Source organism: Acidobacteriota bacterium (assembly GCA_021161905.1).
In the GTDB taxonomy this organism is placed as follows: Bacteria; Acidobacteriota; B3-B38; order Guanabaribacteriales; family JAGGZT01; genus JAGGZT01.
The window spans coordinates 1-25,159 of sequence record JAGGZT010000066.1; the positions used below are offsets into that span (position 1 = coordinate 1).

Genomic DNA, 25,159 nt, shown 5'->3' on the forward strand with positions numbered 1-25,159 from the left:
ACAAGAGATATAATATAATCACTCAAAGGGATAAAATTAAGGCTAATCCAATCTAATTAAAAGAAGTATTCAAAGTGAAAAAAGTATTGATTTTAGGAATTGGAGTAGGTATTTCAGTTATCTATTTGCTTATGCTTTCTGTTTCTCTGAAGCCTGCGCCACCTTCCGGAACTCAATATTACTGTGTGATTACCTATATTCTTCGCAACTATAGCAGAAGTATGAACACTTATGCAACCTATAACGGCGAAGAATTTGGCCCTACAAATCGTGAGTGCGGACCAAATATTCCGCCCCATTCACCTATTTGGACAAACTTTGCGGTAGATTCTAATTTGGGTAATTGCATCTCAGGACCTTATCAATTTTGGGGTTGGGTTAATCTTTGGGAGCCTGCCGAAGGATGGAATTGTTGTCATAAAAAGACGATACAGTATCAAGGACAACCTTATAACTACTTCAATAACCCTACCTCAGGACCTAACCCTTTCTCTCGTCAAGTAAGCGACAATTCTCCAGCTTATACCCGTGGTGGATATTGTACATATGCCAGTGGAGAAATCTGGGCATGGCTACATCCAAGCAGAGTTCCTCAAGGTTGCACGAATATAGTTTTTACCATCTCTGGCAACTTTATGGATATTTATGATGACGATTTCCCATTCAGATGGGAGCACATTCAAAGGCTGAACTACCCACCAATTAGTGTTACATTAACCGAGGGTCAATGGACCATTAAAAATCTCAAGGATGGCCCTTCAGCATGGTTGAATCCTGCTGAGCCTGTTGTATTGAATGCTAAGATAGGGTTGAAAGCTACTGTGGAATTGAGAATTGTCGAAGAAGGACATCCTTCGCCATAATCTAAAAACATTTTGGCGGATAAGGGATGGTTAACATGATGAAAGTAGAATCAAAATGTATGCTTGTTTTGGCTTTTGCGATTGTACTTTCCACCGCTCTCTTTTCTACGCCAGTCGGTGAGAAGAAGATAGTCTGGGGTTTTGTAAAGGATAAGGTTAGCCAGAAGTCGATAAAGGGCGCTAAAGTATCTATAATAAAGGGCAGTACCTTCGTTGAAGAAGGAAAGGAAAAACCACCAGTAACCACCGTTACCAAAGATAGCGGTGATTTTTATCTTGAGTACGATTACGATGACGCTATCTTGGTGGTTGATGCCGAAGGGTATGCTATTACGAGGAGGGCGTTAGTTTTTAATAAAGGGGAAGTTTTTAAATACAAAGAGATTGAGCTCTCTCCAGCTTCGACCGTAAGGGGTAGGATAATAGATAAAGATGCTAAAGCCCCGGTTATAAGGAGCTAAGGTTATAGTGGCGTTGATTTCCCCCTGTGAGGTGGAGTTGAAGACGATATTGACAGATATCGATGGTTTATATGAGGCAAGGAGGTTACCCGGGGGGAAGAAGTATGTGGTAGTTATGGCTCAGGGTTACAATATGGCAACCAAGGAATTTGAGTTGGAATGTGGCGAGGTTAGAACAGGGATTGATTTTGAATTGATAAAGGCGGGTAGTATTTCTGGCTATGTAGTTGATGATAATGGGGATCCGGTAAAGGGGGCTCGTGTAGAGATTGTTTATAAGGAGCCACTTCCTCCTTCTCCACTTAAATTCGATTTTTGGCACACTGGAACCATACAGACGCTGGATAAAGGATTTTTCTATGTGGGAAACATTCAGTCAAGAACGCATTTTGTACTCAAGGTGAGCCATAATGAGCATAAAACATTCGTCTCTCCACTCTTTAGTCTTAATCCTGGAGAGGAGGTAAAGGGGTTAAGGGTTGTATTGGAGGCTAAATAATGGGCTCTAGATTAAAGGGGCTGAGGCTTATCACTATCCTCCTTTCCCTTCTTTTGTTTGATGCCTTTACAGCTTTTGCAAAGGAAAAAGACCGGTTGAAACGGTTTGAGATCTCATTCTCTGGTGGTGCTTCTTATGCTACTTCCCGCACTGTATTCTTACTCGGAACCAGCTTTTCTTATTACCTTACTGATAAACTTGCTTTTTCTTTTGATCTTGGTGTAGCTTACCATATCCCTTATTTGGATTTCGCTGAGTTATTAAAAGTTCCCACGGGATATTCTGTCGCTATAACTGTTTATAGCCAATACCGGATATTTTCTTCTCTTGGCGCCGAGTACTCTTTTGATATCTCTCCAGAATTTAAGCCCTTTATTACCATTGGCGTAGGATGGTGCAGGGATTGTTTGAATTTTCACCTTGGAGCTTCCAAGTTGCAAGAAAACGGGACAGGATGGGAGGAGATTAATAGTATTCCCTTTTCACTTAATAAGGCGATAGTCTGTTCCGAAGGGGGAAACTGTAAGTATCGTAAGAGCGGATTTCCTCTTCTCCTTATCGGTGCTGGATTTAGACATCCCCTTGGAAGTAAAACTTCGTTTAAGGTAATGGCCCGAGCGTTGAATCCCGGGGGCGAATTTTCCACCTATCAACTCGTCATTAGTTGGGGTATTAGATTTTAATAAGAGGTGCTTAAATGAAAGAACAAAGCAGGTTATTAAGCAGGAGGTTGACCTCCTGCTCGTTAGGTGGTGTCTTAATAGTTTTTCTTTTTTCTTCGTCCTTGGCTTTTTCCTTTGATAAAGGAAGGAAGAACGAGGTAACCGCTTCTTTTGGACTGTTTTACGATGCGAGTTTAACCTTAAAACTTTTTACTCCCCAGGAAACGCGTCCTTCCTTCAGCGTCGGTTTTGAACGGAGGTTATCCAAACGCTATTCCATAGCGGTTTCGTTTATCTATGCTATTCCTTCGAGATGGCTTGACTATTTTGAAAATTCAATCGAAGCAAGTGAGAAGTTTTATTATGAGCTTGGGGGCTCTCGCGATTCTACTAAAATTTTGGAAGAGAGGAGCGCTTTTATTCTTGATGTTGGGTTTTATACCTACTTTAAATCCAGAAATAAGGGTGAGCTCTTTCTCTATTTTGGTAGTGGTATGATGCGGGTTATAGAACGTTACAGGTTTATCGATCACAAAGCTTCTCTCGATGAAAGGTTTTCCTTTTCAAAGCAGATTGGTACCGTTATAGATTTAGGCTTTGGCTATAAATATGAATTGGACGAGCGGTGTTCCGTGCGAGCAGAATGGCGGATGCATTCTTTTATTGCCCCTTTTGTAGGTGGTGACCCGTGGTATGATAATTTCTTTATCGGCTTAAGTTATCGGTTTTAGAAGGTTGTAAAGTATAATCTTTCTCTAAAAAGGATGAATTTATTCTGTTAACAGTGAAGAATATTCCTTAAATTTACACCTCGCCTATTGCTTCCTTTGAAATGCCGTGAGTTGAGCCAGGGGAGAAAGGATGGTAGTCTCTCTTCTAGTAAGAAGGGTTAAAAGGTGAGCAAACGGTTTACGGAGATAAAAAGGGTTCTTATTCTCATCCTTCTCCTCAACCTGGGTGTTTCTCTGGCTAAGCTCATCTACGGGTTCAGGAACGACATCTTGAGTATGGCTGCTGATGGTTTTCATTCTCTACTCGATGCCTCTTCCAATGTGATCGGGCTCATCGGGGTGACCTTGGCAGCTAAGCCTCCTGATAGCACCCATCCCTATGGACACAGGAAGTTTGAGACCTTCTCCGCTCTCGCCATTGCTTTTCTTATGGTGTTTGCCGGTTATGCAGTTTTAAGGGAGGCAGCTTCTCGATTTTTTAACCACCATCATGATCCCTCGGTTAGCTTAACAGGCTTCCTCGTTATGATAGTCACTTTAGTTATAAATTTCTTCGTCGCTCACTATGAACTTAAAAAAGGAAGAGAGTTAAAGAGTGAACTTCTAATAGCCGACTCCTATCATACCCGGAGTGATATCTATGCTTCCTTCGCGGTTATTGCCTCCCTCATTTCGGTCAAGCTTGGCTTCCCTCTGCTTGATGAGATTGTGGCTTTGTTCATCGTATTTCTCATAGGTAGAGCGGCTTTCAGCATAGTGCGAGAAGGAATTGATGTGCTATCCGATTCTTCTCGGATCGACCCCCAGGAGATTAGAAAGGTAGTGAACTCTACTCCTGGCGTTCTCTCCTGTCACCGAGTAAGAACGAGGGGGACCGCTGATTGCATTCAATTGGACCTTCACCTCGAGCTTGAAGGGGATTTAAATCTTGAAAGGGTGCATAGGATATCCCACCAAGTAGAGGAGAGGCTCCGGAGGCATTTCCCCGCTTTAAAGGATGTGGTGATACATCCCGAGCCCCCTCATGACGAGGCTGAGATCTGATCACGGATAATCGGCGATATATTTGCCGAGGGTGTAATACTTCCTATGGAAGTATACCAAGGGCTGTTTCTTCTCGTTCACCTCAACTCTCACTACCTCCCCGAAGAAGGCGGTATGATCTCCTATCGGTTCGTGGGAGATCATTCGGCACTCAAGAACAGCACGAGCCCCCACGATGATTGGTGCCTTCACCTTTATCCCATCCGCGGTTTCGAAGATATCCATCGTCATCTTATCCTGATCATGCCCGGAGATGGTTCCCGCTTTGGAGGCAAGCTTCTGTTGGTCATCAGCCAGGAGGCTGATGGTGAATTCATTTGCCTCAAGAAGAAGGTTGTGGGTAAATCGCTTGGGTGAGATGGCTACCATCACGATTGGAGGATCGAAAGAAACAGGGCTCATCCAGGCAACGGTCATTAGGTTTGAACGATCACCAGAGGTAACCCCTAATATCCCTACTGCGTCTACAAATTGTTTAAAATATTCCTTCATTTTGCCACTCCTGGTAGCTTTTTTTGTTCTTTTAGCCTATTTTACGGTAGAAGTTTGTGGCTTTGGCTCCTTCTTTAGGCTTCTTTTATTTTATCATATTTATTGGAAAAATGAAGGGATTTGTTAAAATATTTTTCCCCTTAGTTTAAAAATTATGGAGGAAACGATGAGAAAGAGGTTTGGAAGGATAGAGGTAGAGGTGATCAAAGGTGATATCACAGAGGTCAAGGCGGATGCCATCGTCAATGCGGCGAACAATCATCTGTTTATGGGTGCTGGAGTGGCAGGAGCGATCAAGAGAAAGGGGGGGAGGGTGATAGAGAAAGAGGCAGTAGCTCAGGGTCCTATCCCGATTGGGGAGGCGGTGGTGACCACGGCGGGAGACCTTCCCGCAAAGTGGGTCATCCACGCTGCGGGTATGGGGACGGATTTCAAAACCGATGCGGATAAGATATCGGCGAGTACCCGAAATAGCCTCCTTAGAGCCGAGGAGAAGAAGCTTACTTCAGTCGCCTTCCCTGCCATCGGTACTGGTGTTGGTGGCTTTCCTATGGATGAGTGCGCTCGAGTGATGCTTCGCCAGGTGTCGGAACACGGCGAGAGGGACGGTTCGGTTAAGAAGGTTATCTTCGTCCTCTATGATGAGCCGAGCTACCGCACCTTTCTCAGGGTATTTGAGGAAGAGTTCTCTGGAGAGGGCTCGTGAAGGGGATGATCTTGGCTGCGGGAAAGGGGCTTCGTCTCCGCCCGTTAACCCTGATGAAACCCAAGCCCGCCCTTCCCTTAGCCAGCATCCCTTTGATTCGCTATAGCCTTTCCTTTCTCTCCCGAAACGGGGTTTCCCAGGTGATGGTAAACCTGCATCACCTTCCGGAGGGAGTGAGGGAGGCGGTTGCTGGCGTTGATAGCCTTGAGGTTCATTTCTCTTTCGAAGATCAATTGCTGGGAACTGGGGGGGCACTCAAGAAGGTCGCCTCCTTTTTCGATGAGGGGACCTTTATCCTGATGAACGGGGATATCCTTGTCGATCTTGATATGAAGGAGGTTATTGAAGCACACAAAAAGAGAAAAGCCAAGGCGACGATGGTGCTCATTCCTCCGCCTCGGGACCATCGCTATAGCTTGGTCGAGATATCGGAAGATGGGTTTGTTCGTCGATTCCACCGGGGAGAAGGGAATAGGCGAAGGTCCTTTGTCTTTTCCGGAATCCATATCCTCGAGCCGGAGCTTCTTTCGCTTCTCCCCGATGGTCCTTCGGAGATAATTCCTTCCTTGTACCTTCCTCTCATCGAGCGAAAGGAGAGGGTTTTAGGTTATGTGTTGAACTGCTTTTGGCAGGAGATAGGAACCGCTAAACTTTTTCTCGATGCGAACCTTAAGTTGATTAGGTCGAAACTTCCTCCCTACATCAAGGAAATGGTGGATGAGGTGAACGAATTGTGGAAAGGAGGAGAACTCATTAAAGAACGAGAAGTTTATATCCCGCCCTCGGTAACGGTGGAAGGGGGAGCAGTGGTAGGGGGAGAAAGTATAATCGAGGAAGATGTTTTTCTTTCCAGGGTGGTGATAGGACGGGGAGTTCAGATAGGTGCCTCATCCTTTCTTGTTAACTCCGTTGTTTTTGATGGTTCAGTCATTCCTCCTGGGACAAAACTGAAGGATAAGGTTATCTTCCCTCCTCTTCCCCAGTCTTGCTCATACAAAGAAGTGGAGGAAGGGGAAGGTTTCTTTTCATCGCCTCTTTGATTGCGGTGTCAAGAACGGGATAAAAAAAACAAGAGGCATCAGCGATGCCCCTTGTTTAATTTTACCCAGTTTTCTACTTCTCGCCTATCATACTCTTCAGATTATCTATCTTCTGCTGTATCTGTTTTACGGTTGGTGAATTGGGGTTGAGGTCTATGTATTTCTGATAGTATTCTATAGATTTTTTAGCAGCTTCCTTGTCCTTTGATTTTGCGAACTTGTTACTATAAGCATCCCCAAGGGCGATGAAAGCGACGGAGGAATTCTTCTTGTCTGGATTGAGGGTGAGGTATTTCTCAAAATAGGTTATGGCGTTGTCCCAATCCTTAAGTTGGAAATAGGAAGAAGCAAGTTCTCTAACTGCATTAGCGTAATCCGGCTTCAGCTCCATCGCCTTCTTGAATTTTTCTGCCGCCTTATCGTAGATTTTGTTATTGTAGTAAGTAGCGCCGATATAATAGTAGAGTTGGGGATTGTTTGCTTGCATCTCTGCTGCTTTATTGAAATATTCTTCCGCCTTATCCTTGTCCCCCAGTTTTAGGGATACCTCTCCCATTATGAAGTAATCCTGATAGGTTATGTTCTTCGGCTTTAAGGAGAGAAACTTACCGTATGCCTCGTTTGATTCCTTCCACTGTTTTTTCAAATAATAACCTCTCCCGAGGAGGACATACGCCCCAGGATTGTTTGGCACCAATTGGATGTATTGGTTGAGCTTAGCGATAGCGTTATCGACATCCCTATTCCGGAATGCCTGGATCGCCTGTTCGAATAACTGCTTGGCATTGACCTTTTCCGCTTTCTTTAGAACAAAGTTTAAGGTATAGCGTCTTCGCCTTAGTTGTCCCTGGGCATCCATTCCCCCACCATAGATGCGGAGGTTCTGTGCCATTTGAGTCACATATCCTTTTTTGGAGCAAGAGATATTGTAAATCCCGGGGTCGAGGTTTAACCGGCTGTAGTTCCCCTTCTTGTCGCTTTTGGCTTGAAAGGTTACACCGTTATTTTTGTTTACGAAGGAAATTATCGCCCCAGGGATAGGTTTCCCTTTCTCATCGGTTACCTTACCGTGAATCGAAATCCCCGTTTCCTGGGTTTTTGCTGTGGTAGCGGTCCCGAGGATGAAACCGAAGAGAAAGATAAGAGTGACGCCAAAAAGTAGCTTCCTCGAAATCTTTTTACCCATAATTATACACTCCTCCATTCATAAGTTTACCTCGCCAAACACCATTATGTTACCCCTCTTTTTTGAAGAAAGCAACCACTTATTGACCAAAAAGTAAAGGTGTGCTCCCAACCGGAATAGGCTAAGATGAAAGAGAAAAAATCCCCCTCTCAGGGGAAACTCCTCTCCTCCACAGGGAATATCCTTTCCCCCCGGTTTTTTCTAATTGATTCCTACTTCTCTTTCTGGGGTGTAAGGTATTTCTCAAGTCCTTCAAGCTTCTTTTTTATCTCCGCCGCATTTATGGAGTTTTGATTGAGTTCGATATATTTCTGATAGTACTCAACTGCCTTTTCTGCTTCCATCCTGTCCTTAGATCTAAGGAACTTGTTATAATGAGCTTCCCCTAAGCCAAGCAATGCCATGGTGGAATTTGGGTGAGTTTTGAAGTATTTCTCAAAGTAAAGGATGGTGTTGTCCCAATCCCGTAACTGGAGGTAAGAGGAGGCGAGTCCCAAAAGCGCTTCAGGGTAGTTTGGTTTTATGGCAAGTGCCCTTTTGAAGCTTTCCACTGCTCTATTGTAGATCCTGCTGTTGTAGTAAGTGGCGCCGATGTAATAGCAAAATTGGGGATCGTTTGGCTTTGTTTCTACCGCTTTATTGAAGTATTCTTCCGCCCTATCTTTATACCCCAATTTAAGGGACACCTCTCCCATCACGAAGTAATCCTAGTAGGTTACATTTTTTGGTTTTAGGAAGAAGTATCTCTCATACGCTTTATTAGCTTTATCCCATTGTTTTTTTAATGTAGTACCCTCTCCCGAGGAGGAGATAAGCGCCTGGGTTATTCGGCACCAGTTGTTTGTATTGATTGAGTTTGGTAATAGCATCGTTAATATCGCCGTTTCGAAAACTCTGTACCGCCTTTTCGAGCAACCTGCTGGGCTCAACTCCTTCCGCTTTTCTCAAAGTGAAATTTACCTGGTAATTTCTTCTCCTTATCTCGGTATAACTCTTAAACCCTCCTTGTGGGGCATCATAGATCGAGCCATCACAGGCATGACGAGAATTGTCGATGAGCTTTACCCCTTGTTCGGCAAGTGGTGTGAAGTTCTCTCTTATCTCGGTGATATATCCCCTTTTGGAACAATATATATCATAAACGCCGGGTTCAAGGTTCATCAGATGGTATCTTCCCTTTGGATATTTTTTCTTTAACTCTCTCCACTTCCTATACCCTCCTTAGGCTTAGAAGGTTCCTTTGATTTGTATTTTATCTCTTATTAGTGAATAGTTAACCCCTTCTTCCCCTTAAGTGAACCGTAAAGAAGGGGGATATTTTGGGTTGACAGGGGGAGCTAACTCTGATATATTATTGCGTTTGTTAAATTGAAATTGATGAAAAGGTTCATTGAGGAGAGAGATGTTTCTTCGCCCTAAGGAACGAGGAAGACCAATGTTGATACCGTCTTCCTCCTCGTTTCTCGAGTAGGATGTAAGGCCCAAGGAATTTTTCTCCTTGGGTTTTATTATGTTTATAAGAAGCCTTACAGAGAAAGCTGGCTCTTATAGGTTAGGTTGAAGGGGGGTAGAAAGAGTAATTAGACAAAACAAAGCGACAATAGTTGACAACCTAAACGGAGAGGAGAAATGGAGAAGGTTATCGCGAAAAAAGATTGGCTTTCTTTCCTCGCCCACATAGGGAAGAAGCGGACATTGATCGGTCCGGTTAGTAAGGGAAACGATTTCGTCTTCGCCAAGGTCGATGATCCGGCGAAGATCACCCTTCCCTATGTTCCCACCACACTTCCTCCGCAGAAGGCCCTTGTTCCGCAGAAAGAGGCTTTGCTCAAATTCGAGTTGGGGAAGGAGCATAAGGTATTTGCTGAGGTAGAGGCAGAGCCACAGGTTCTGGTGGGGGTTCATCCTTGCGATATAAACGCTCTTTGGGTTATCGACCAGGCGTTCACCAAGGAGTATGTGGATTACAACTACCTCAAGCGGAAGGAGCTGACCACGATAATCGGGCTCAACTGCAACGAACCTTGTGATGATAAGAGCTTCTGCTACGATATGGGGAGTCTCAAGGCGGAGGAAAATTACGACATAATGCTTACCGACATTGGAGATAGCTATTTTATGGAGGTAGCTACTCCTAAGGGTGAGGAGCTTATTTCTGGCTTTTCCGGTGTAAAAGATCCAACCACTGCCGAGAAGGAGAGGCTTTCTGAAGTAGAGGAGGAAAAGAAGAAGAAGTTTAACTATCGGCTCAAGGTGAAGCGGGAAGAGATCCCCAGGCTCCTCGAACGTTCTTATTACAGCCTGATTTGGGACGCGCTCGGTGATAGATGCCTCGGCTGTGGTACTTGTACCCTTGTTTGCCCCACCTGTTATTGCTTCAACATCGAGGATAAGCTCGACATCACCTTGAAGACTGGCGAGAGGATAAGGGTTTGGGATTCCTGTCAGCTTGAGAGCTTTGCCAAGGTGGCTACTGGGGAAAACTTCCGGGAGAGCCGAGCAGCGAGACAGCGCCATCGCGTTTTCCGAAAGGGGAAGTATTTAGTAGAGAGATTCGGCAAATTTGGTTGCGTCGGCTGTGGGCGCTGCGTTCGTCAGTGTGTGGTAAACATCGATATCCGGGACATATTCAACCAACTGAAAGGAGTCAAATAATGGAGGCAAGGGATATCGCCACCAGATCCCTGTATATTCCCCAACCGGCGGAGATAATAAACACTAAAGAGCTTACCGAGTTCGAGAAGCTCTTTGAGATAAGGTTTATCGATGGTCATGAACTTGGCCACAAACCGGGACAATTTGTTCAAGTTTCCATCCTTGGGATAGGGGAGGCGCCGATCTCGATTACCTCCTCCCCTACCAAGAAAGGGAGCTTTGAGCTTTGTGTCCGCCGGGTGGGAAATGTAACCTCTGCACTTCATCGTCTTGATAAGGGGAATATCATTGGGATTCGGGGACCGTTCGGCAATGGGGTGGATGTGGACAAGTTCAAAGGCAAAGAGGTTCTTATAGTGGCTGGTGGTCTCGGGTTGGCACCGGTTCGTTCCTTCATCAATTACATTCTCGACAGAAGGGAGGAGTTCGGTCCCGTTCATATCCTCTACGGCACCAAGAGGCCTAAGGAGATCCTCTTTCGGGATGAGGTTGAAGCCTGGGAGAAAAGAGACGATATCGATTTCAAGATCACCGTCGACTGTGGCGATGAGACTTGGCGCGGTTGTGTCGGAGTGGTGACGGTTCTCTTTAATGACCTTAAGATAGATCCCGAGAACTGTATGGCTATCACCTGTGGTCCTCCGGTTATGTACAAGTTCGTGGTGAAAGAGATGCTCAAAGAGGGGATCCCCAAGGAACAGATATATCTCTCCCTTGAGAGGAGGATGAAGTGTGGTATGGGTGTTTGTGGTCATTGTCAGATCAACAACCGCTATGTCTGTATTGAGGGACCGGTCTTTAATTACGCTGAAATTCAAGGCTTGGAGGAAGCACTATGAAACCGAAGGTTGCCTTTTTCAGCTTCACCAGCTGCGAGGGCTGTCAGCTTCAGGTGTTGAACCTTGAGGATGAGATATTGGACCTGGTAGGTCAGGTTGAAATAACCCAATTCCGGGAGGCGATGGACAAGATATCGGACGAGTACGATATCGCCTTCGTCGAGGGGTCCGTCTCTCAGGAATCGGAGATAGAGCGGCTCAAGAAAATAAGGGAGAAGGCGAAATATGTGGTTGCCTTGGGAGCCTGTGCTGTTCTTGGCTGTGTCAATGCCCTCCGCAACCGGCTGAGCCGTGATGAGGCTCACAAGCTGGTTTACAACAAAGAGGCTAAAGGAGACCCGGAATTTCCGGTAAGGCCCATAGATGAAGTGGTTAAGGTAGATTACAGAGTCTATGGTTGCCCTATCGATAAGGGGGAGTTTCTTGAGGTGATTGCTTCTCTTCTTATAGGGAAGAAGCCGAACATACCCGATTATCCCGTCTGTGTGGAATGCAAGCTGAAGGAGAATGAATGTCTCATTTTGAATGGGAAGTGGTGTCTTGGTCCTATCACCAGAGCGGGTTGCGGAGCCATCTGCCCGAGCAACGGCAATAGCTGTGAGGGTTGCCGTGGTTTCCTTCCCGAAGCCAACATCGCTTCACTCGTTGAGGAGCTTACTGAGCGCGGATTCTCGCCGGAAGAGATAAGGGCAAAAATGGAGTTATTCAACTATTTTCAATTAGAGGCGAAAAATGGCAGAAAATATTAATATAAATGTCCATCATATCACCAGGGTTGAAGGGCACGGAAACATCGTGGTAAATGTCCGCGAGGGTAAGATCGAGGAATTGAAGTTGGAGATAACGGAATCTCCGCGGTTCTTCGAGGCTTTCCTTCGTGGGCGGCATATAAGCGAGGCTCCCCATATTACCTCCCGTATTTGCGGTATCTGTGGGGTAGGGCATACCCTCGCTTCAATTGAGGCAGCGGAAGCAGCGGTTGGAATCACCCCGAGTGAGCAGACAGTCCTTTTGAGAAAGCTTTTGAACCATGGGGAGACCATCCAGAGCCATGTCCTTCACTTCTACTTCCTCGCTGCACCAGACCTCTTTAAGGCAGGGAGTGTCTTTCCTCTCGCTTCCTCTCACCCCGATGTGGTACATCGTGCCCTGAGAATGAAGAAGCTGGCGAATGATCTTTGTATCGTGACTGGAGGGAGACAGGTCCATCCCATCTCAGCGGTAATTGGTGGGTTTACTCGTATCCCTACCGAGGCTGAGCTTAAGGATATGAGGGAGCGGTTGGTGGAGGCTCGGGCTGATGTCGATGCCACGGTAGACCTCTTTGCTGCCAATCCCTTCCCCGAATTCGAGCGGGAGACGGAATTCCTTGCCCTTCGTTCCGATGACGAGTACGCCTTCCTCTACGGGAAGATCGTCTCCACCGATGGGGTTGAGGTGGATGTGCCCGAATATAAGAAGGCGGTCAAGGAAAAGGTGGTTGATCACTCTACCGCGAAGCATGCTTCCTCGAGTCGGGATTCCTATATGGTGGGAGCACTTGCTCGGGTGAGCAACAATTACGACAAGCTTCATCCGCGGGCGAAAGAGGCGGCGGAGAAGCTGGGGTTGAAACTTCCTTGCTACAATCCGTTTATGAATAACGCAGCGCAGGTGGTAGAGGTGGCTCACTGCGTGGAGGATTCGATAAGGATAATCGATGAACTTCTCTCCCGCGGGCTTAAGGATGAAAAGCCAATCCCGATAGAGGAGGGGAAGCCGGGGCAGGGTGTAGGTGCGGTTGAAGTACCTCGGGGTACCCTTTATCACGATTACACGGTGGATGAGAAGGGGTATCTCACCGACATCAACTGCATCATCCCCACCGCTCAGAACCTGGCGAACATCGAGGCTGATATGTACAAGATGGTTCCTGAGGTGCTTGATAAATCGGAAGAGGAGATCACCTTCCTTCTCGAGATGCTCGTTCGCGCTTACGATCCCTGCATCTCCTGCTCCGCCCATATCCTCACGGTGAAGTTCGTAAAGTAGTTCGATTGATGGATGAGGAAAAGACGGTAGTCGTCGGAGTAGGAAACCTTTTATGGCGTGACGAAGGTGTTGGGGTTTATATCCTTTCGGAGCTTGAGAGAAGGTATGAATTTCCTCCTCAAGTAGAGCTGGTTGATGGTGGTACTGGGGGCTTGGTTTGGCTCCCCTTTGTTCTCGAAGCAGAGCGGTTGATCATAATTGATTGTGCCGATTTCGGGGGTACCCCGGGGGAGATGAGGAGGTTTTCCTTCGAGGATATCTCCCCCGGGGTTTCCTTCTCCTCAACCCATGGGATGAAGGTACCCGAGGTTCTGGAGGTTGCCCGCTCCCTTGGTTCTTTGCCCAAAACGATCATCTTCGGCATTCAGCCTAAGGATTGGCAGGAAGCGGGAGATGAGCTTTCTCCTGAGCTCTCAGAGCGTATCCCCCATTATGTAAGCTCTGTTATAGCTGAGCTTCGCTCGTATGGGATAGAGGCTAAGGAGAAGGGTGAAAAGGGTTAGACGATGGAAAAGGAGATAAGGATAGAGCGGAAGGTTTTCTCAAAGAACGAGGAGATAGCTGAGGAAAACCGCCGTTTATTTAAGAAGCACGGGCTTCTCGTTATCAATATGGTAAGCTCACCTGGCTCAGGAAAGACGAGCCTGATCGAGCAGATACTTTCCCGCCTTAAGGATCGGGTGAAGGTTGGGGTTATCGCTGGCGATGTCCACACCGATCGGGATGCGAAAAGGGCAGCCGCTTTCGGTGTTCCGGTGACGAAGATAGAGACCGGCGGTTCCTGCCATCTGGACGCGAAGAGGGTGAAGGAGGCTCTTTCCGATATCGATCTTGCTCAAATCGAACTCCTTATCATTGAGAATGTGGGGAACCTCGTTTGCCCCGCGGGCTACGACCTTGGTGAGGACTTCAAGCTGGTGGTGATGAGCGTTACCGAGGGGGATGATAAACCGCTCAAGTACCCCGCTATGTTTCGTGCTTCCAAGGTATTGGTCATCAACAAGGTTGATCTTCTCCCTCACACCAATTTCGATATCGAACTCGCCAGGAAATACGCTTTGGGGATAAATCCAGAACTCGCGATATTCGAGACCTCCTGCACTAATGGCGATGGAATAGAGGAGTTTATTACCTTTCTTTCGGAGAAGGTGAAAGAGCTTCCTCAATGAGGAAAAGAGCGAGGATAGAGCTTTCCGGCGTCGTTCAAGGGGTGGGTTTTCGTCCTTTCATCTACCGCTTGGCGAAGGAATACTCCCTTGACGGTTTTGTAGCCAATACCACTCGTGGTGTGGAGATAGAGGTGGAAGGGGAGGAAGGCTTGCTCTCTCTTTTTATAAATGATATAAAGACTAAAAAGCCACCCCTTGCTTCCATCGAGCGGATGGAGATAACCTTCCTTCCACCAAATTCTTATCGCAGGTTTGAAATAAAGGAAAGTAGAAGGGAAGAGGAGCGGACTATCCTCCTTCCACCCGATATCGCTATCTGTGATGACTGCCTTCGGGAGCTCTTTTCTCCGGAGGATAGGCGTTACCGTTATCCCTTCATAAACTGCACCAATTGCGGTCCGCGATATACCATCGTTAAAGACCTCCCCTACGATCGAGAGCGGACGGTGATGTCCTGCTTCAAGATGTGCCCGGACTGCTCCTCGGAGTATCATAATCCCGAGGATAGGAGGTTTCATGCCCAACCCAATGCCTGTGAGAGATGTGGTCCCAAGGTCTTTTTGGTGGATAGAGACGGTGATGAGCTTCCTGGAGATCCCATCGCTCTTACATCCTCCCTCCTCAAGCAGGGGGCGATCTTGGCGATAAAAGGGCTCGGAGGGTTTCATTTAGCGGTCGATGCGGTAAATGATGAGGCGGTTCTTAAGCTCAGAGATAGGAAAAAACGTCCGGCAAAACCATTTGCGGTTATGTCCTTCGGGCTTCCCGAGGTAAAGCGTTACGCCTTGGTCTCCACGAAGGAAGAAGCCCTCCTTACTTCGCCTGAGAGACCTATTGTCCTTCTCAGGAAGAGGAAGGAGAGGGTGCTTTCGGAGCTGGTGGCACCTGATACCGCCCTGATTGGGGCGATGCTTCCCTATACCCCACTTCATTATCTTATCCTTTCTTACGGTTTTATCGCTTTGGTGATGACCTCGGGGAATATCTCCGAGGAACCGATTGTGAAGGACAATGAGGAAGCACTCTCTCGCCTCGGTGATATTGCCGATTATTTCCTCCTTCACGATCGAGATATTGCCCGCCGGGCTGACGACTCCGTGGTTCGAGTAATGGATGACGCTCCAATTATTATCCGTCGTTCCCGGGGTTATGTTCCGAAACCGATCGAACTCCCTGTCGCTAACGGAAACATATTGGCTGTCGGGGGAGAGATGAAAAATACCATATGTCTTACCCGAGGGAACATCGCCTTCTTGAGCCAGCATATAGGGGAGCTTGAAAGCCCGAGGACGATCGACTTTTTCACCGCTGCCGTCAAAGACTTAGAGCGACTTTTTGGGATAGAGCCGGAAGCGGTTGCTTATGATCTCCATCCGGGATACCGATCGACCGAGTTCGCCCTGAACCTCGATGGGCTTGAGAAAATCGGGGTACAGCATCATCACGCTCACATCGCCTCGGTAATGGCGGAGCATCGGATAGAGGACCCGGTCCTCGGCTTGGCTTTGGATGGCACGGGCTACGGCAGTGATGGAAGGATTTGGGGCGGTGAACTTCTCCTCGTTGACTATGACAACTTCAGGAGGTTGGGGCACTTTCGTTATTTTCCCCTGCCAGGCGGAGAAAGGGCGATAAAGGAGCCTTACCGCACTGGATTGAGCCTTCTTTACGCCGTTTTCGGGAGAGACCTCTCCTCTCTTCCCCTGAAGATAATCCGGGAAAGAGAGGGGAATGAACTGGACCTCATCATCGAGATGATGGAAAAAGGGGTGAATGCTCCCCTGACCTCGAGTTGTGGCAGGCTTTTTGATGGAGTGGTAGCTATCATTGGTCTTAAGGATAGGGTAAGCTATGAAGCGCAGGCGGCGGTTCGTCTGGAGATGATAACAAGTCTGGAGGAGGGGGAAGGTTATCCTTTTGAGATAGCTGAAGAAGGAGATGAGCTCATCTTCGAGATCAATCCGATAATTGAGGGGGTGGCTTCCGATGCTATTTCCGGGGTTTCTCCCGCGAGGATCGGGGGAAGGTTCCATAAGACGCTGATTTCGCTTTTTACTAAAGCACTCTCCTTGGCGCGGGACAAAACGGGGGTGAATCGGGTGGCGCTTTCCGGTGGCGTGTTTCAAAATGGGATAATTACCCGCGAGCTTCACCGAGCTCTCTCCGGGTTGGGATTTGAGGTGTATCTCAATCGATTGGTGCCGCCGAATGACGGCGGTATCTCCTTAGGTCAGGCGGTGGTAGCCGCTGCAAGGAGGAAGCGATGTGTTTAGGGATACCGATGTTGGTGGTTGAGCGAGAGGGAGATTTCGGCACTTGTGAGGTATCCAAGGTAAAAAGGAAGGTTAACTTTGCCCTTCTCCCTGAGGCAGTAGCAGGTGATTGGGTCATTGTCCACGCTGGCTTCGCCATCGAAAGGGTGAACGAGAAGGAAGCAGAGGAGACGCTTAAGCTTCTTTCAGAGCTTGGACGATGAAGTTCATCGATGAATTCCGGGATAAGTCTCTTTCCTTGAAACTCGCTTCCGAGATAGAACGATTGATGGAGGGTGTTTCCCCCCTCTCCTTTATGGAGGTCTGTGGCACTCACACGATGGCGATATTCCGAAACGGGATAAAAGCACTCCTTCCGGAGGCTATCAAGCTCGTCTCTGGTCCTGGGTGTCCTGTCTGTGTCACTCCTACCTCCTATATCGATTACGCCATCGCCTTATCCCGGCTTCCTCAAGTAGTCATCACCACCTTTGGGGATATGGTGCGGGTACCCGGAAGCGATAGAAGCCTCGATGAGGAAAAGGGGGAGGGGGCTCAGGTTAAGGTGGTCTATTCACCGCTCGATGCGGTGGAATTCGCCGAGAAGAATGAGGGGAAGGAGGTTGTTTTTCTTGGGGTAGGGTTTGAGACCACTGCTCCTACCGTCGCTGCCTCCATTATCGAGGCGAAAAGAAGGGGACTTCCCAATTTCAGCGTTCTTTCAGCACATAAGCTGATGCCGCCAGCTATGAGAGCACTCGTTGCCTCAGGGGAGATCGGACTCGATGGCTTCATCCTCCCCGCCCATGTCACCACCATTATCGGCCTTCGTCCTTACCGCTTCCTTGCTGATGAATTCGGGCTTTCGGCAGTGGTTGCCGGATTTGAACCGATAGACATCCTTGAAGGTATATTGATGCTCGTAAGACAGAGAATAGAGGGGAGAGCGGATATAGAGAACCAGTATCGCCGGGTGGTTCGACCGGAGGGAAACAAGAGGGCGCAGGAGTTGATCGCCGAGGTATTTACGCCCACCGATGCGGAATGGCGAGGCCTTGGGGTTGTTCCCCAAAGTGGGCTTAAGATCAAGGAAAAATACGCCCAATTCGACGCTGAGAGGCGTTTTAAAATAGAACTTCCTCCGGTTAAAGATAACCCTGCCTGCCGTTGTGGGGAGGTGATAAAGGGGTTGATTCCTCCCCTCGATTGCCCCCTTTATCAGAAGGTTTGTACCCCGGAGCATCCAATAGGTCCTTGTATGGTCTCATCCGAAGGAACCTGTGCTGCCTACTATAAGTATGGAGGCTTTGAGTGAAACGGGATAGGGTCGTTCTGGGACACGGAAGCGGGGGAAAGCTGACCTCGGAGTTGATAAGGGAGATATTTCTCCCTCGATTTAGAAATCCCATCCTTTCCTCTCTCTCCGATTCCGCCGTCTTCTCTCATAAAGACATCCGCTTTGCCTTCACCACCGATTCTTATGTCGTCGATCCCATATTCTTCCCCGGAGGAGATATCGGACGGCTGGCTATCTACGGTACGGTCAATGACCTGGCGATGAGTGGGGCTCAGCCGGTTTTCCTTTCCGCTGGTTTCATCCTCGAGGAGGGTTTTCTCATCAGCGATCTTGAGCGGATAGCTGATTCTATGGCGGAGGCAGCTTCTGAATGCGGAATTTCTTTGATCGCTGGTGATACCAAGGTGGTGCCCAAAGGAAAGGGCGATAAGGTCTTCATCAACACCTCTGGAATAGGGATTGTCCCCCAAGGGGTGGATATCTCCCCAACCAAGGTTAAGCCGGGGGATGTGATTATTATAAACGGAGGGATAGGGGAACACGGCATCGCGGTTATCGCAGCGAGGGAAGAACTTTCCCTTTCTTCCGAGATAGAAAGTGATCTTGCTCCCCTTCATCGCCTCGTCTCCCGGATGCTTTCGGAAACGAAGAGGATAAACGCCCTCCGCGACCTTACCCGAGGGGGGCTCGGAACTGCTTTAGCGGAGATCGCTCGTCAGGCGAAAGTGGGAATGGTCGTTGAGGAGGAGAAAATCCCGGTAAGAGATGAGGTCAAGGGCGCTTGCGAGCTTCTTGGTTTCGATCCCCTTTATGTGGCGAACGAAGGGAAATTGATAGCCTTCTGCCCTGAGGAAGAAGCGGAAGGATTGATCACTGCAATGAGGAAAGACCCAAAAGGAAGGGATGCAGTAATAATAGGGAAGGTCGTTTCGGAACATCCGGGAAGGGTGATATTGAGGACGAGGGTTGGTGGGGAACGTCTGGTTGATCTTCTTCCCGGAGAGCAACTCCCCCGGATCTGTTAGCTTTCTTTCGTCCCCTTTATCAACTCTTCGGCGTGTTTTCTTGTGGTTTCGGTTATCCTTTCCCCTCCGAGCATACGGGCTATCTCGCCCACCCTTTCTTCTGGAGAAAGCGGTTTGATCCAGGTCTTTGTTCTACCCCCCTCCACCGATTTTTCCACCAAGAAGTGGGCATCAGCAAAGGCGGCGATCTGAGGAAGGTGGGTGATGCAGATTATCTGATGCGCCCGAGCAAGCCTTTTTAACTTTCTTCCTACTACCTCAGCCACTCTTCCGCCGATACCAATGTCTATTTCGTCGAATATCAGGGTCTTATAGGTCTCCTCTGCTGAGGCTGCCGATTTGATGGCAAGCATAAGTCGGGAAAGCTCACCGCCCGATGCTATCCTGGCAAGCGGTTTTAGCTCCTCCCCCGGGTTAGGGGAGATGAGGAACTCCACCTCATCGATCCCCCTGATGGGAGGAGCAAACTCCTCTGTCTCCGGCGAGAAGTAAGGGGGGGAGATGCTCTTTCTCTTTGCCCTGAACTCTGCCTTCTCCATTGCTAAGAGGGAGAGCTCCTCCATCACCCTTTTTTCGAGCTCGAGAGCATCTTTTCCCCTCTTTTCGGAAAGCCTTTTCGCGAGTTCAAGGTATTCGGAGTATTTCTTTTCTATCTCCGCGATGAGTTCCTTTTTCCGTTCCTCGTTCATCGTTATCTTCTCGAGGTCCCTCTTCGCCTTTTCCTTGAAGGCGAGCACCTCCTCGATGGTATTCCCGTACTTCCTCTTCAGTCGGTTTATATCGAGGAGCCTTTCCTCGATCTCGGATAACCTCTCCTCGTCGAAGGTTATCCGAGAAAGATAACTGGCGAGCTCGGAGGAGAGGTCTTCGATCTTATACCGGGCATCCTCCACTTCCTTTGCGTGTTGTCTCAGGCTTTCATCGATTCCCGCGAGTTCGTCTATATTTCGCTCAAGCTGACTCAGGAGGCTTATTAAGTTCGGTTCGCTCTCGGAAAGGATACCAAGGGAGGAGGCGGTCAGCTGATGTAGTCGTTCTGCATTCTGAAGAAGTTTGCGTTCGGCGGAGAGCTCTTCTTCCTCTCCCGGTTTCAGGTGAGCCTCCTCTATCTCCCTTACCTGGAAAGAAAGGAGGTCGATCTTCTGCATTTTTTCCCGCTCATCCATCCTTAGCGAACGGAGCTCTTCAAAAAGTTCCCTTAGCTCCCTTGCCAAGGATGAGACCTTTTCCCTCAAGGAGTGGTTTCTCCCGAAGTAATCGAGAAGTTCCAAATGGTTGTTCGGATAGAGGAGCTCCTGATGCTGGTGCTGTCCGTGGATATCGATCAGTTTTTCTCCGAGCGCCTTCAGGCTCCTTATTGGGACGAGCACCCCGTTTATGAAGGCTCGGCTCTTTCCTTCACCAACCACCCGCCTTATTATCAGCTCCCCTTCGTAGTCGATATCCAGCTCCTTCAGCCTTTCCTCAATGAAGCCGTCCTCCCCGGGTTCGAATATCCCCTCAACCGATGCTTCTTTCTCACCGCTTCTTATCAATTCGGGGGAGGATTTCTCCCCCAAAAGGAGGTTTACCCCATCGATGATGATCGATTTACCTGCTCCTGTCTCGCCGGTAAGCAGGTTTAACCCCGGGGAAAACTCTACCTCCAGCTCCTCTATGATAGCTAAGTTTTTTATTTTTAGATACTTAAGCATCGAAGCCACCCTTTAATCCAGAGCCGGTAATAGCGATCACTACCCTCCCCGATGGAAGAAGCCCCAGCTCCTTGAAGCGCCAATACCCAGCAAGGGAAACGCAAGAAGTAGGCTCAACAGCTATCCCCAGGGAGAAGAGTTCCTCCTCTGCCTTCTTTATTTCGTCGTCGCTAACCGTTATCACCTCGCCCTTGCTTTGTTTAATCGCTTCAATGATTTCGGCCAAACGTACGGGTTCCTTTATCATTATTCCCTCGGCGAGCCCCTTTTCATTGCCTGGGAGGATGGGTTTTCCCTTTAATTTCTCGTATATCGGAGCACAGGCGGTAGATTGCACGGCAAATAGCCGGGGTAATTTATCGATGATGCCCGATGAGAGGAGTTCCGAGAACCCAATATAGGCGCCCAAAAGGAGGGTGCCATTTCCTACCGGGATTACGATGCCGGCTGGTACCCCCTTCAGCTGTTCCCAGATTTCGTAGGCAAATGTCTTCGTCCCCTGGAAGAAATAGGGGTTATAATAATGGCTTGCGTAGTAGCTTTTTCCCGCCTCGGTGAAGGCTGCCTTCGCCGCCTCAGCCCTCCCGCCGGGGACAAGGATGAGCTCTGCCCCAAATTTCCTTATGAGCTTTAATTTCCCTTTCGAGGTGGATTCTGGAACGAATATCCGCGCTCTGATCCCCGCTCTGGCAGAATAAGCGGCGATGGCAGAGCCAGCATTTCCCGATGAATCCTCAACGAGTTCCGATACCCCAAGCTCCCGCGCCCTGGTTATCAATACCGCTGCCCCCCTATCCTTGAACGAACCGGTGGGGGAAAGCGATTCGAGCTTTAAGAAAACCTCTTTCTCGCCATCGGCGGTGTAGGGGATAAGCGGGGTCATTCCCTCTCCAAGACTTATCATCTCATCCCCCGTAAGGGGGAGAAAATGGCGATAGCGGAAGATGGAAAGATCGTCCTCAACTATCCTCCCCGGGCTAAATTTCCCCTCCATAGCCAAGGAAAGAAGTCCACCACAGGAGCAAAGAAAACCAGTGAAGTTTTGGGGAAGCTCTCTCCCACAGTGATTGCAGGTTAGCTTGAACATTTAGTATCCTCAGGTTTAAGAAGGACCGGGGAAAATTATAGCATAAAGTTAGCCAGCCGAGGAAGCAACACCCCTTTATTTTTTGAGGTGGTATGGTCTATCATCTTGGTAGAAGCGAATGGAGGAAAAGGTGGAAGAGCTAAATATCGATTTTTCCACCCCACTTTTGGTCCTGGGTGGTGCGGGGACCGGTAAGAGCCATCTCTTCTTAAATACGATTGAACGGCTCATCTTCAAGGAGAAGGTTCCTCCTGAAAGGATACTCGCCCTTACCTTTTCTTCAAATACTGCCTCGCGATTGAGGAGAAAGATAGAAGAAAGGATCACCCCCGGCTACCGGGAGCTCAATATAACCACCTTTACCTCGCTTGCTGCTCGTATCCTGCGGGAGAACTGGGAGAGGGGAGGGGTCCCCTTCGATTTCGAGGTGCTCTCCGGCTTCAGGGAGAGGGTGTTGATGCGGGAACTCCTTTCCCGAGAGCGGAATAATCTTCGATCTCCCCTCTTTAAAAAAGGGGCAGATCTTCCCGGTTTTGCTGAAGAGATTCTCAACCTCTTCGGTTTTTTGTGGAGCAGCTTGGCGGGAGGAAGGGAGCTTAAAAATGCGATTAATTCTATTCCTCGTTCTGATCTCAAAGAAAGGCTATCCGATATCCTTTTTCTCCTTTGCCGATTCGAGGAGGAACTTGCGAAGGTAAAAGGTCTCACCTATCGTCAGCTGGTATTTAAGGCAGTGGAGCTTCTTTGCCGGGATGAGGAGGTTCGACGCCATTATCAGGAGAAATTTCACTTCCTACTGGTTGACGAGTTTCAGGATACCGACCGAGCCCAGCTCGAACTCCTCTTTCTCCTTGCCGGTGAGCATAGGAGGATCGTCGCCTTTGGCGATCCCGATGGCATCATCTTCCGTTTTCGGGGCAGTGACCCGAGGAATATTGCCTCGAGGTTTGAGGAGAAATTCCCTGGAGCAAAGAGACTGGTTCTTACAAAGAACTATCGTCTGTTCCCCAAGTTGACCGAGCTGATAGGGAGGCTTGGTTTTACCTCTCCGGAGGCGGTGGCTTCGGAAGGAAGGGTTGCTGTCTCCATAGAACCCACCCGGGTGGATGAGGCTTTCTTCGTCGCTCGGGCGATAAAGAAGCTAACCCTCGAGGGAAAGCTTTGGGGAGAAGGTGATGGGGAACGGTTCAATTATCAGGATGTCGCTATCCTCCTTAGAGACCTGAAGGATGATCTTGCTCCCTTTGAGGAGGCGCTATCCTATTTCGACATCCCCTATCAGGTGGTGGGCTATTCCGATTTTTTCCTTTCCCCGGAGGTTAGGTTCGTTATCTCTTACCTCAAAGCCCTTGCTGGGGATGAAGGAGAATTCCGGAAGGTTCTCGCTTCCCCGGTCTATTCGCTTGACAGGCTTTTTTTGATCAGCCTCATAGAGGAAGGGGAAGGGAAGGGATATTCCCTTTTCCCCTTGATGGAGCTTCTCCTTAAAAGGTTGAGCCTCGATTATCCTGAAGATTTCCCTGGCTGGGGGGAGGCAAATATCCCCCGTTTTCGCCCCAAGCTAATGGCGGAGATGGCGGATGATAGGGTGTTTGGGTTCTTTTCCCGCCTTTTTCCCATCCTTTCCCAGTTTTTCTCCTTGAGGAAGGAGATAGATCAATCTTCGCTTCCCCTCATCTTGAGGAAGATTATAAGAGGAAGTGGCATCGTTCGCTTTGTAAGAGAGAAGGGAAGAGAGGAAGAGGCGCTCATCCATCTCGGTTCGCTTCTCTCATTGGTCGATGAGTATGGCTTCCTTTTCTCAGCGATCCATCATCACCCTCCGGATTTTTCCCTGTTCGTTTCTCAGCTTCCGGAGCTCCTCACCGTTTATGGAGAGGGGATCATCGAGGAAGAAGAGGAGGAGGCTCCCAAGGTCAAGATTATGAGCATTCATCAAGCAAAGGGACGAGAATTTGAAGTGGTCTTTATCCCCCGACTGACTGAGGGAAACTTCCCCAAGAAAGGAGGAGGAAGGACCATTTTTACTCGGGAGGAACTTCTCAGGCTCGTGGCATCAATTCCTGAGTTTTATCATCCTTTGTTAGCCTCACGGACCGAGGAGATCGCTGATGAGAAAAGGCTTTTCCTGGTAGCCGTCACCCGGGCAAAAAAGAGACTCTTTCTGAGCTATCCCCAAACAGTAGAGCGAGCACCTGCTCGTCCCTCTCGTTTCTTGCGGGCAGTGGTGAGTGAAGGTATAGAAGAAGAGGCGGTGAGGAGATTTGGTATGTCGTTCTTCAACGGGATAAGTGCTCGGAGTTTGGTAGAGACTGGAGCTCCGGAGGATATTCTTTCCCATCCTGACCTTGAGGGTTTTCTCAAATTGAGGAAGCTTTCCTCCTCGCCAAGATTGCTTTTAAAGCTCGAAGAGTTGAGGAAGAGGTTTCCCGGAAAGTATATTCCTGATAGCAACTATTTTGAGGAAGGAGAAGTTCTTTTAGGAAGAAAGCGGAAGAGGGAACTTCTCCTTGAACCTTCCGAGATCGTTTTCACCCCAAGGCTTATCTCCGACTTCGTCGTTTGTCCGAGGAGGGCTTTTTTCTCTTCTATCTTGAACCTCCATACTCCGAGAAGAGCGAAGTTTAATTGGCGCAGGTTAATAAGGGAAGCGCTCCTCATTATAAATCAGCCACACCGACGAAGGATTTATCTCTCGGAGAAGAGCAGGGATAAAGCGCTGGATGAGCTTTTTCCCGGCTTGTTCAACGAATCACTCCCTCTCATCCGTAGTGGGGAGAAGTGGCGCTTCATTTGGGGGAGTAAGGAGGTTGAAAGGGCGGTTAAGGCATATGTCAGCGAGATCCTGCCCGCCGATAGAGATTATCAGGTGATCGCTTCTGGCGAGGAGATTTCTTTCTCCTTTTTTGATTTTTCTTTCCGCATTGGGCTCGATCTTTTGAAGATTCACCCCGAGAAAGCGCCGATCCTGGAGGTGTTTGAATTTGGGAAGGATAAGAAGACGAAGACTACAGTGGCGATAAACAAGGTATGGGATATGACCCAGCCGAGGAGGGAGTTAGATCTATCACCCCTTCTTTTCTACCTTGCTGCCAAATCCCGGCTAAAGGAAGAGGGAATAGAGGAGGAGCCGGCCATTTTATACCGCTTTCTAAGGGGGAAGGGGGAAGAAGAATATTCCTTTCCTCAAGCTATTATAGCTCCTGATCCTTTAACAGAGAGGGAGAAAGAGGAGTGGACAAAAGGAGGAGATTTCCATTTTATAACGCCCAGCGATTGGGTGATGGCAGAAGAAGCTCTTCGCGAGATCTGCGAGCGGGTAGTTAGAGGTGATTTTCCTCCTGAGCCGGTTGAAGGTTCATCCCATTCCTGCTTGGGTTATTTCGGTTGTCCCTATGAGAAGATGTGTTGGGAATGAATTGTGGG

25 protein-coding genes are annotated in these 25,159 nt (G+C 48.4%); 19 read left to right on the forward strand and 6 right to left on the reverse strand.

The annotated features are described in order from the left end of the window. Window positions 1-74 precede the first annotated feature (74 nt). The 6 genes from J7L64_09155 to J7L64_09180 all read left to right on the forward strand — a co-directional run bounded on the left by J7L64_09155 (window position 75) and on the right by J7L64_09180 (window position 4,260). Window positions 75-863 (forward strand): hypothetical protein, encoded by a 789-nt coding sequence (locus J7L64_09155; protein MCD6452509.1) that lies wholly within the window; start codon window positions 75-77, stop codon window positions 861-863. A 26-nt stretch (window positions 864-889) separates the two neighbouring features. After that, entirely contained in the window at window positions 890-1,324 is a 435-nt protein-coding gene (locus tag J7L64_09160; GenBank protein ID MCD6452510.1) for a hypothetical protein, read from the forward strand. A gap of 7 nt (window positions 1,325-1,331) precedes the next feature. Next, window positions 1,332-1,823 carry a carboxypeptidase regulatory-like domain-containing protein gene (locus J7L64_09165; protein ID MCD6452511.1) on the forward strand — a complete coding sequence of 164 codons (492 nt, stop codon included), beginning with the start codon at window positions 1,332-1,334 and terminating at the stop codon, window positions 1,821-1,823. 95 nt (window positions 1,824-1,918) lie between these two features. Then, window positions 1,919-2,506, forward strand: coding sequence for a hypothetical protein (locus tag J7L64_09170; protein MCD6452512.1), 588 nt, complete (start codon window positions 1,919-1,921; stop codon window positions 2,504-2,506). 14 nt (window positions 2,507-2,520) lie between these two features. Then, window positions 2,521-3,216 (forward strand): hypothetical protein, encoded by a 696-nt coding sequence (locus tag J7L64_09175; GenBank protein ID MCD6452513.1) that lies wholly within the window; start codon window positions 2,521-2,523, stop codon window positions 3,214-3,216. Between the two features lie 165 nt (window positions 3,217-3,381). Further along, window positions 3,382-4,260: a cation transporter gene (locus J7L64_09180; GenBank protein ID MCD6452514.1), complete on the forward strand. Its 879-nt coding sequence runs from the start codon at window positions 3,382-3,384 to the stop codon at window positions 4,258-4,260. Here J7L64_09180 and J7L64_09185 read toward each other — a convergent pair whose 3' ends face one another. Continuing rightward, window positions 4,261-4,752, reverse strand: coding sequence for a flavin reductase family protein (locus J7L64_09185; GenBank protein MCD6452515.1), 492 nt, complete (start codon window positions 4,750-4,752; stop codon window positions 4,261-4,263). A 166-nt stretch (window positions 4,753-4,918) separates the two neighbouring features. Between J7L64_09185 and J7L64_09190 the strand changes: the two genes are divergently transcribed. Further along, window positions 4,919-5,458: a macro domain-containing protein gene (locus J7L64_09190; protein ID MCD6452516.1), complete on the forward strand. Its 540-nt coding sequence runs from the start codon at window positions 4,919-4,921 to the stop codon at window positions 5,456-5,458. Beyond that, a complete protein-coding gene (locus J7L64_09195; GenBank protein MCD6452517.1) occupies window positions 5,455-6,498 on the forward strand; it encodes an NDP-sugar synthase in 1,044 nt (347 codons plus the stop codon). The genes J7L64_09190 and J7L64_09195 overlap by 4 nt, the downstream gene beginning before the upstream one ends. Before the next feature lie 73 nt (window positions 6,499-6,571). On the opposite strand, the gene J7L64_09200 is transcribed toward J7L64_09195, so the two are convergent. The 3 genes from J7L64_09200 to J7L64_09210 form a co-directional block, all read right to left on the reverse strand. Continuing rightward, a complete protein-coding gene (locus tag J7L64_09200) occupies window positions 6,572-7,684 on the reverse strand; it encodes a tetratricopeptide repeat protein (protein ID MCD6452518.1) in 1,113 nt (370 codons plus the stop codon). 212 nt (window positions 7,685-7,896) lie between these two features. After that, window positions 7,897-8,379, reverse strand: coding sequence for a tetratricopeptide repeat protein (locus J7L64_09205; protein ID MCD6452519.1), 483 nt, complete (start codon window positions 8,377-8,379; stop codon window positions 7,897-7,899). A gap of 70 nt (window positions 8,380-8,449) precedes the next feature. Further along, the gene (locus J7L64_09210) at window positions 8,450-8,845 is read right to left on the reverse strand and encodes a hypothetical protein (GenBank protein MCD6452520.1); all 396 of its coding nucleotides are present in this window, start codon (window positions 8,843-8,845) and stop codon (window positions 8,450-8,452) included. A gap of 468 nt (window positions 8,846-9,313) precedes the next feature. Here J7L64_09210 and J7L64_09215 point away from each other — a divergent pair, with 468 nt between their 5' ends. The 10 genes from J7L64_09215 to hypE are packed head-to-tail and all read left to right on the forward strand — an operon-like array spanning window position 9,314 to window position 18,952. Next, the gene (locus J7L64_09215; GenBank protein ID MCD6452521.1) at window positions 9,314-10,339 is read left to right on the forward strand and encodes a 4Fe-4S dicluster domain-containing protein; all 1,026 of its coding nucleotides are present in this window, start codon (window positions 9,314-9,316) and stop codon (window positions 10,337-10,339) included. Next, window positions 10,339-11,178 (forward strand): FAD/NAD(P)-binding protein, encoded by an 840-nt coding sequence (locus J7L64_09220; GenBank protein MCD6452522.1) that lies wholly within the window; start codon window positions 10,339-10,341, stop codon window positions 11,176-11,178. The genes J7L64_09215 and J7L64_09220 overlap by 1 nt, the downstream gene beginning before the upstream one ends. Then, the gene (locus tag J7L64_09225; protein MCD6452523.1) at window positions 11,175-11,927 is read left to right on the forward strand and encodes an NADH:ubiquinone oxidoreductase; all 753 of its coding nucleotides are present in this window, start codon (window positions 11,175-11,177) and stop codon (window positions 11,925-11,927) included. The genes J7L64_09220 and J7L64_09225 overlap by 4 nt, the downstream gene beginning before the upstream one ends. Then, window positions 11,911-13,209: a Ni/Fe hydrogenase subunit alpha gene (locus tag J7L64_09230; protein MCD6452524.1), complete on the forward strand. Its 1,299-nt coding sequence runs from the start codon at window positions 11,911-11,913 to the stop codon at window positions 13,207-13,209. Before J7L64_09225 ends, J7L64_09230 begins: the two co-directional genes overlap by 17 nt. 8 nt (window positions 13,210-13,217) lie before the next feature. Next, the gene (locus tag J7L64_09235) at window positions 13,218-13,712 is read left to right on the forward strand and encodes a HyaD/HybD family hydrogenase maturation endopeptidase (GenBank protein MCD6452525.1); all 495 of its coding nucleotides are present in this window, start codon (window positions 13,218-13,220) and stop codon (window positions 13,710-13,712) included. 3 nt (window positions 13,713-13,715) lie between these two features. Next, the gene (hypB, locus tag J7L64_09240; GenBank protein ID MCD6452526.1) at window positions 13,716-14,378 is read left to right on the forward strand and encodes a hydrogenase nickel incorporation protein HypB; all 663 of its coding nucleotides are present in this window, start codon (window positions 13,716-13,718) and stop codon (window positions 14,376-14,378) included. After that, window positions 14,375-16,651 carry a carbamoyltransferase HypF gene (gene hypF / locus J7L64_09245; protein ID MCD6452527.1) on the forward strand — a complete coding sequence of 759 codons (2,277 nt, stop codon included), beginning with the start codon at window positions 14,375-14,377 and terminating at the stop codon, window positions 16,649-16,651. Before hypB ends, hypF begins: the two co-directional genes overlap by 4 nt. After that, the gene (locus tag J7L64_09250; GenBank protein ID MCD6452528.1) at window positions 16,642-16,854 is read left to right on the forward strand and encodes a HypC/HybG/HupF family hydrogenase formation chaperone; all 213 of its coding nucleotides are present in this window, start codon (window positions 16,642-16,644) and stop codon (window positions 16,852-16,854) included. Before hypF ends, J7L64_09250 begins: the two co-directional genes overlap by 10 nt. Further along, complete coding sequence (gene hypD, locus J7L64_09255) at window positions 16,851-17,945, forward strand: hydrogenase formation protein HypD (protein MCD6452529.1); 1,095 nt, start codon at window positions 16,851-16,853, stop codon at window positions 17,943-17,945. Before J7L64_09250 ends, hypD begins: the two co-directional genes overlap by 4 nt. Further along, window positions 17,942-18,952 carry a hydrogenase expression/formation protein HypE gene (gene hypE, locus J7L64_09260; GenBank protein ID MCD6452530.1) on the forward strand — a complete coding sequence of 337 codons (1,011 nt, stop codon included), beginning with the start codon at window positions 17,942-17,944 and terminating at the stop codon, window positions 18,950-18,952. The genes hypD and hypE overlap by 4 nt, the downstream gene beginning before the upstream one ends. On the opposite strand, the gene recN is transcribed toward hypE, so the two are convergent. Next, the gene (gene recN / locus J7L64_09265) at window positions 18,949-20,646 is read right to left on the reverse strand and encodes a DNA repair protein RecN (protein ID MCD6452531.1); all 1,698 of its coding nucleotides are present in this window, start codon (window positions 20,644-20,646) and stop codon (window positions 18,949-18,951) included. The two genes, hypE and recN, sit on opposite strands and share 4 nt — an antisense overlap. Next, complete coding sequence (locus J7L64_09270; protein ID MCD6452532.1) at window positions 20,639-21,733, reverse strand: threonine synthase; 1,095 nt, start codon at window positions 21,731-21,733, stop codon at window positions 20,639-20,641. The genes recN and J7L64_09270 overlap by 8 nt, the downstream gene beginning before the upstream one ends. A gap of 118 nt (window positions 21,734-21,851) precedes the next feature. Between J7L64_09270 and J7L64_09275 the strand changes: the two genes are divergently transcribed. Then, window positions 21,852-25,151 carry an ATP-dependent helicase gene (locus J7L64_09275; GenBank protein ID MCD6452533.1) on the forward strand — a complete coding sequence of 1,100 codons (3,300 nt, stop codon included), beginning with the start codon at window positions 21,852-21,854 and terminating at the stop codon, window positions 25,149-25,151. Window positions 25,152-25,159 lie beyond the last annotated feature (8 nt).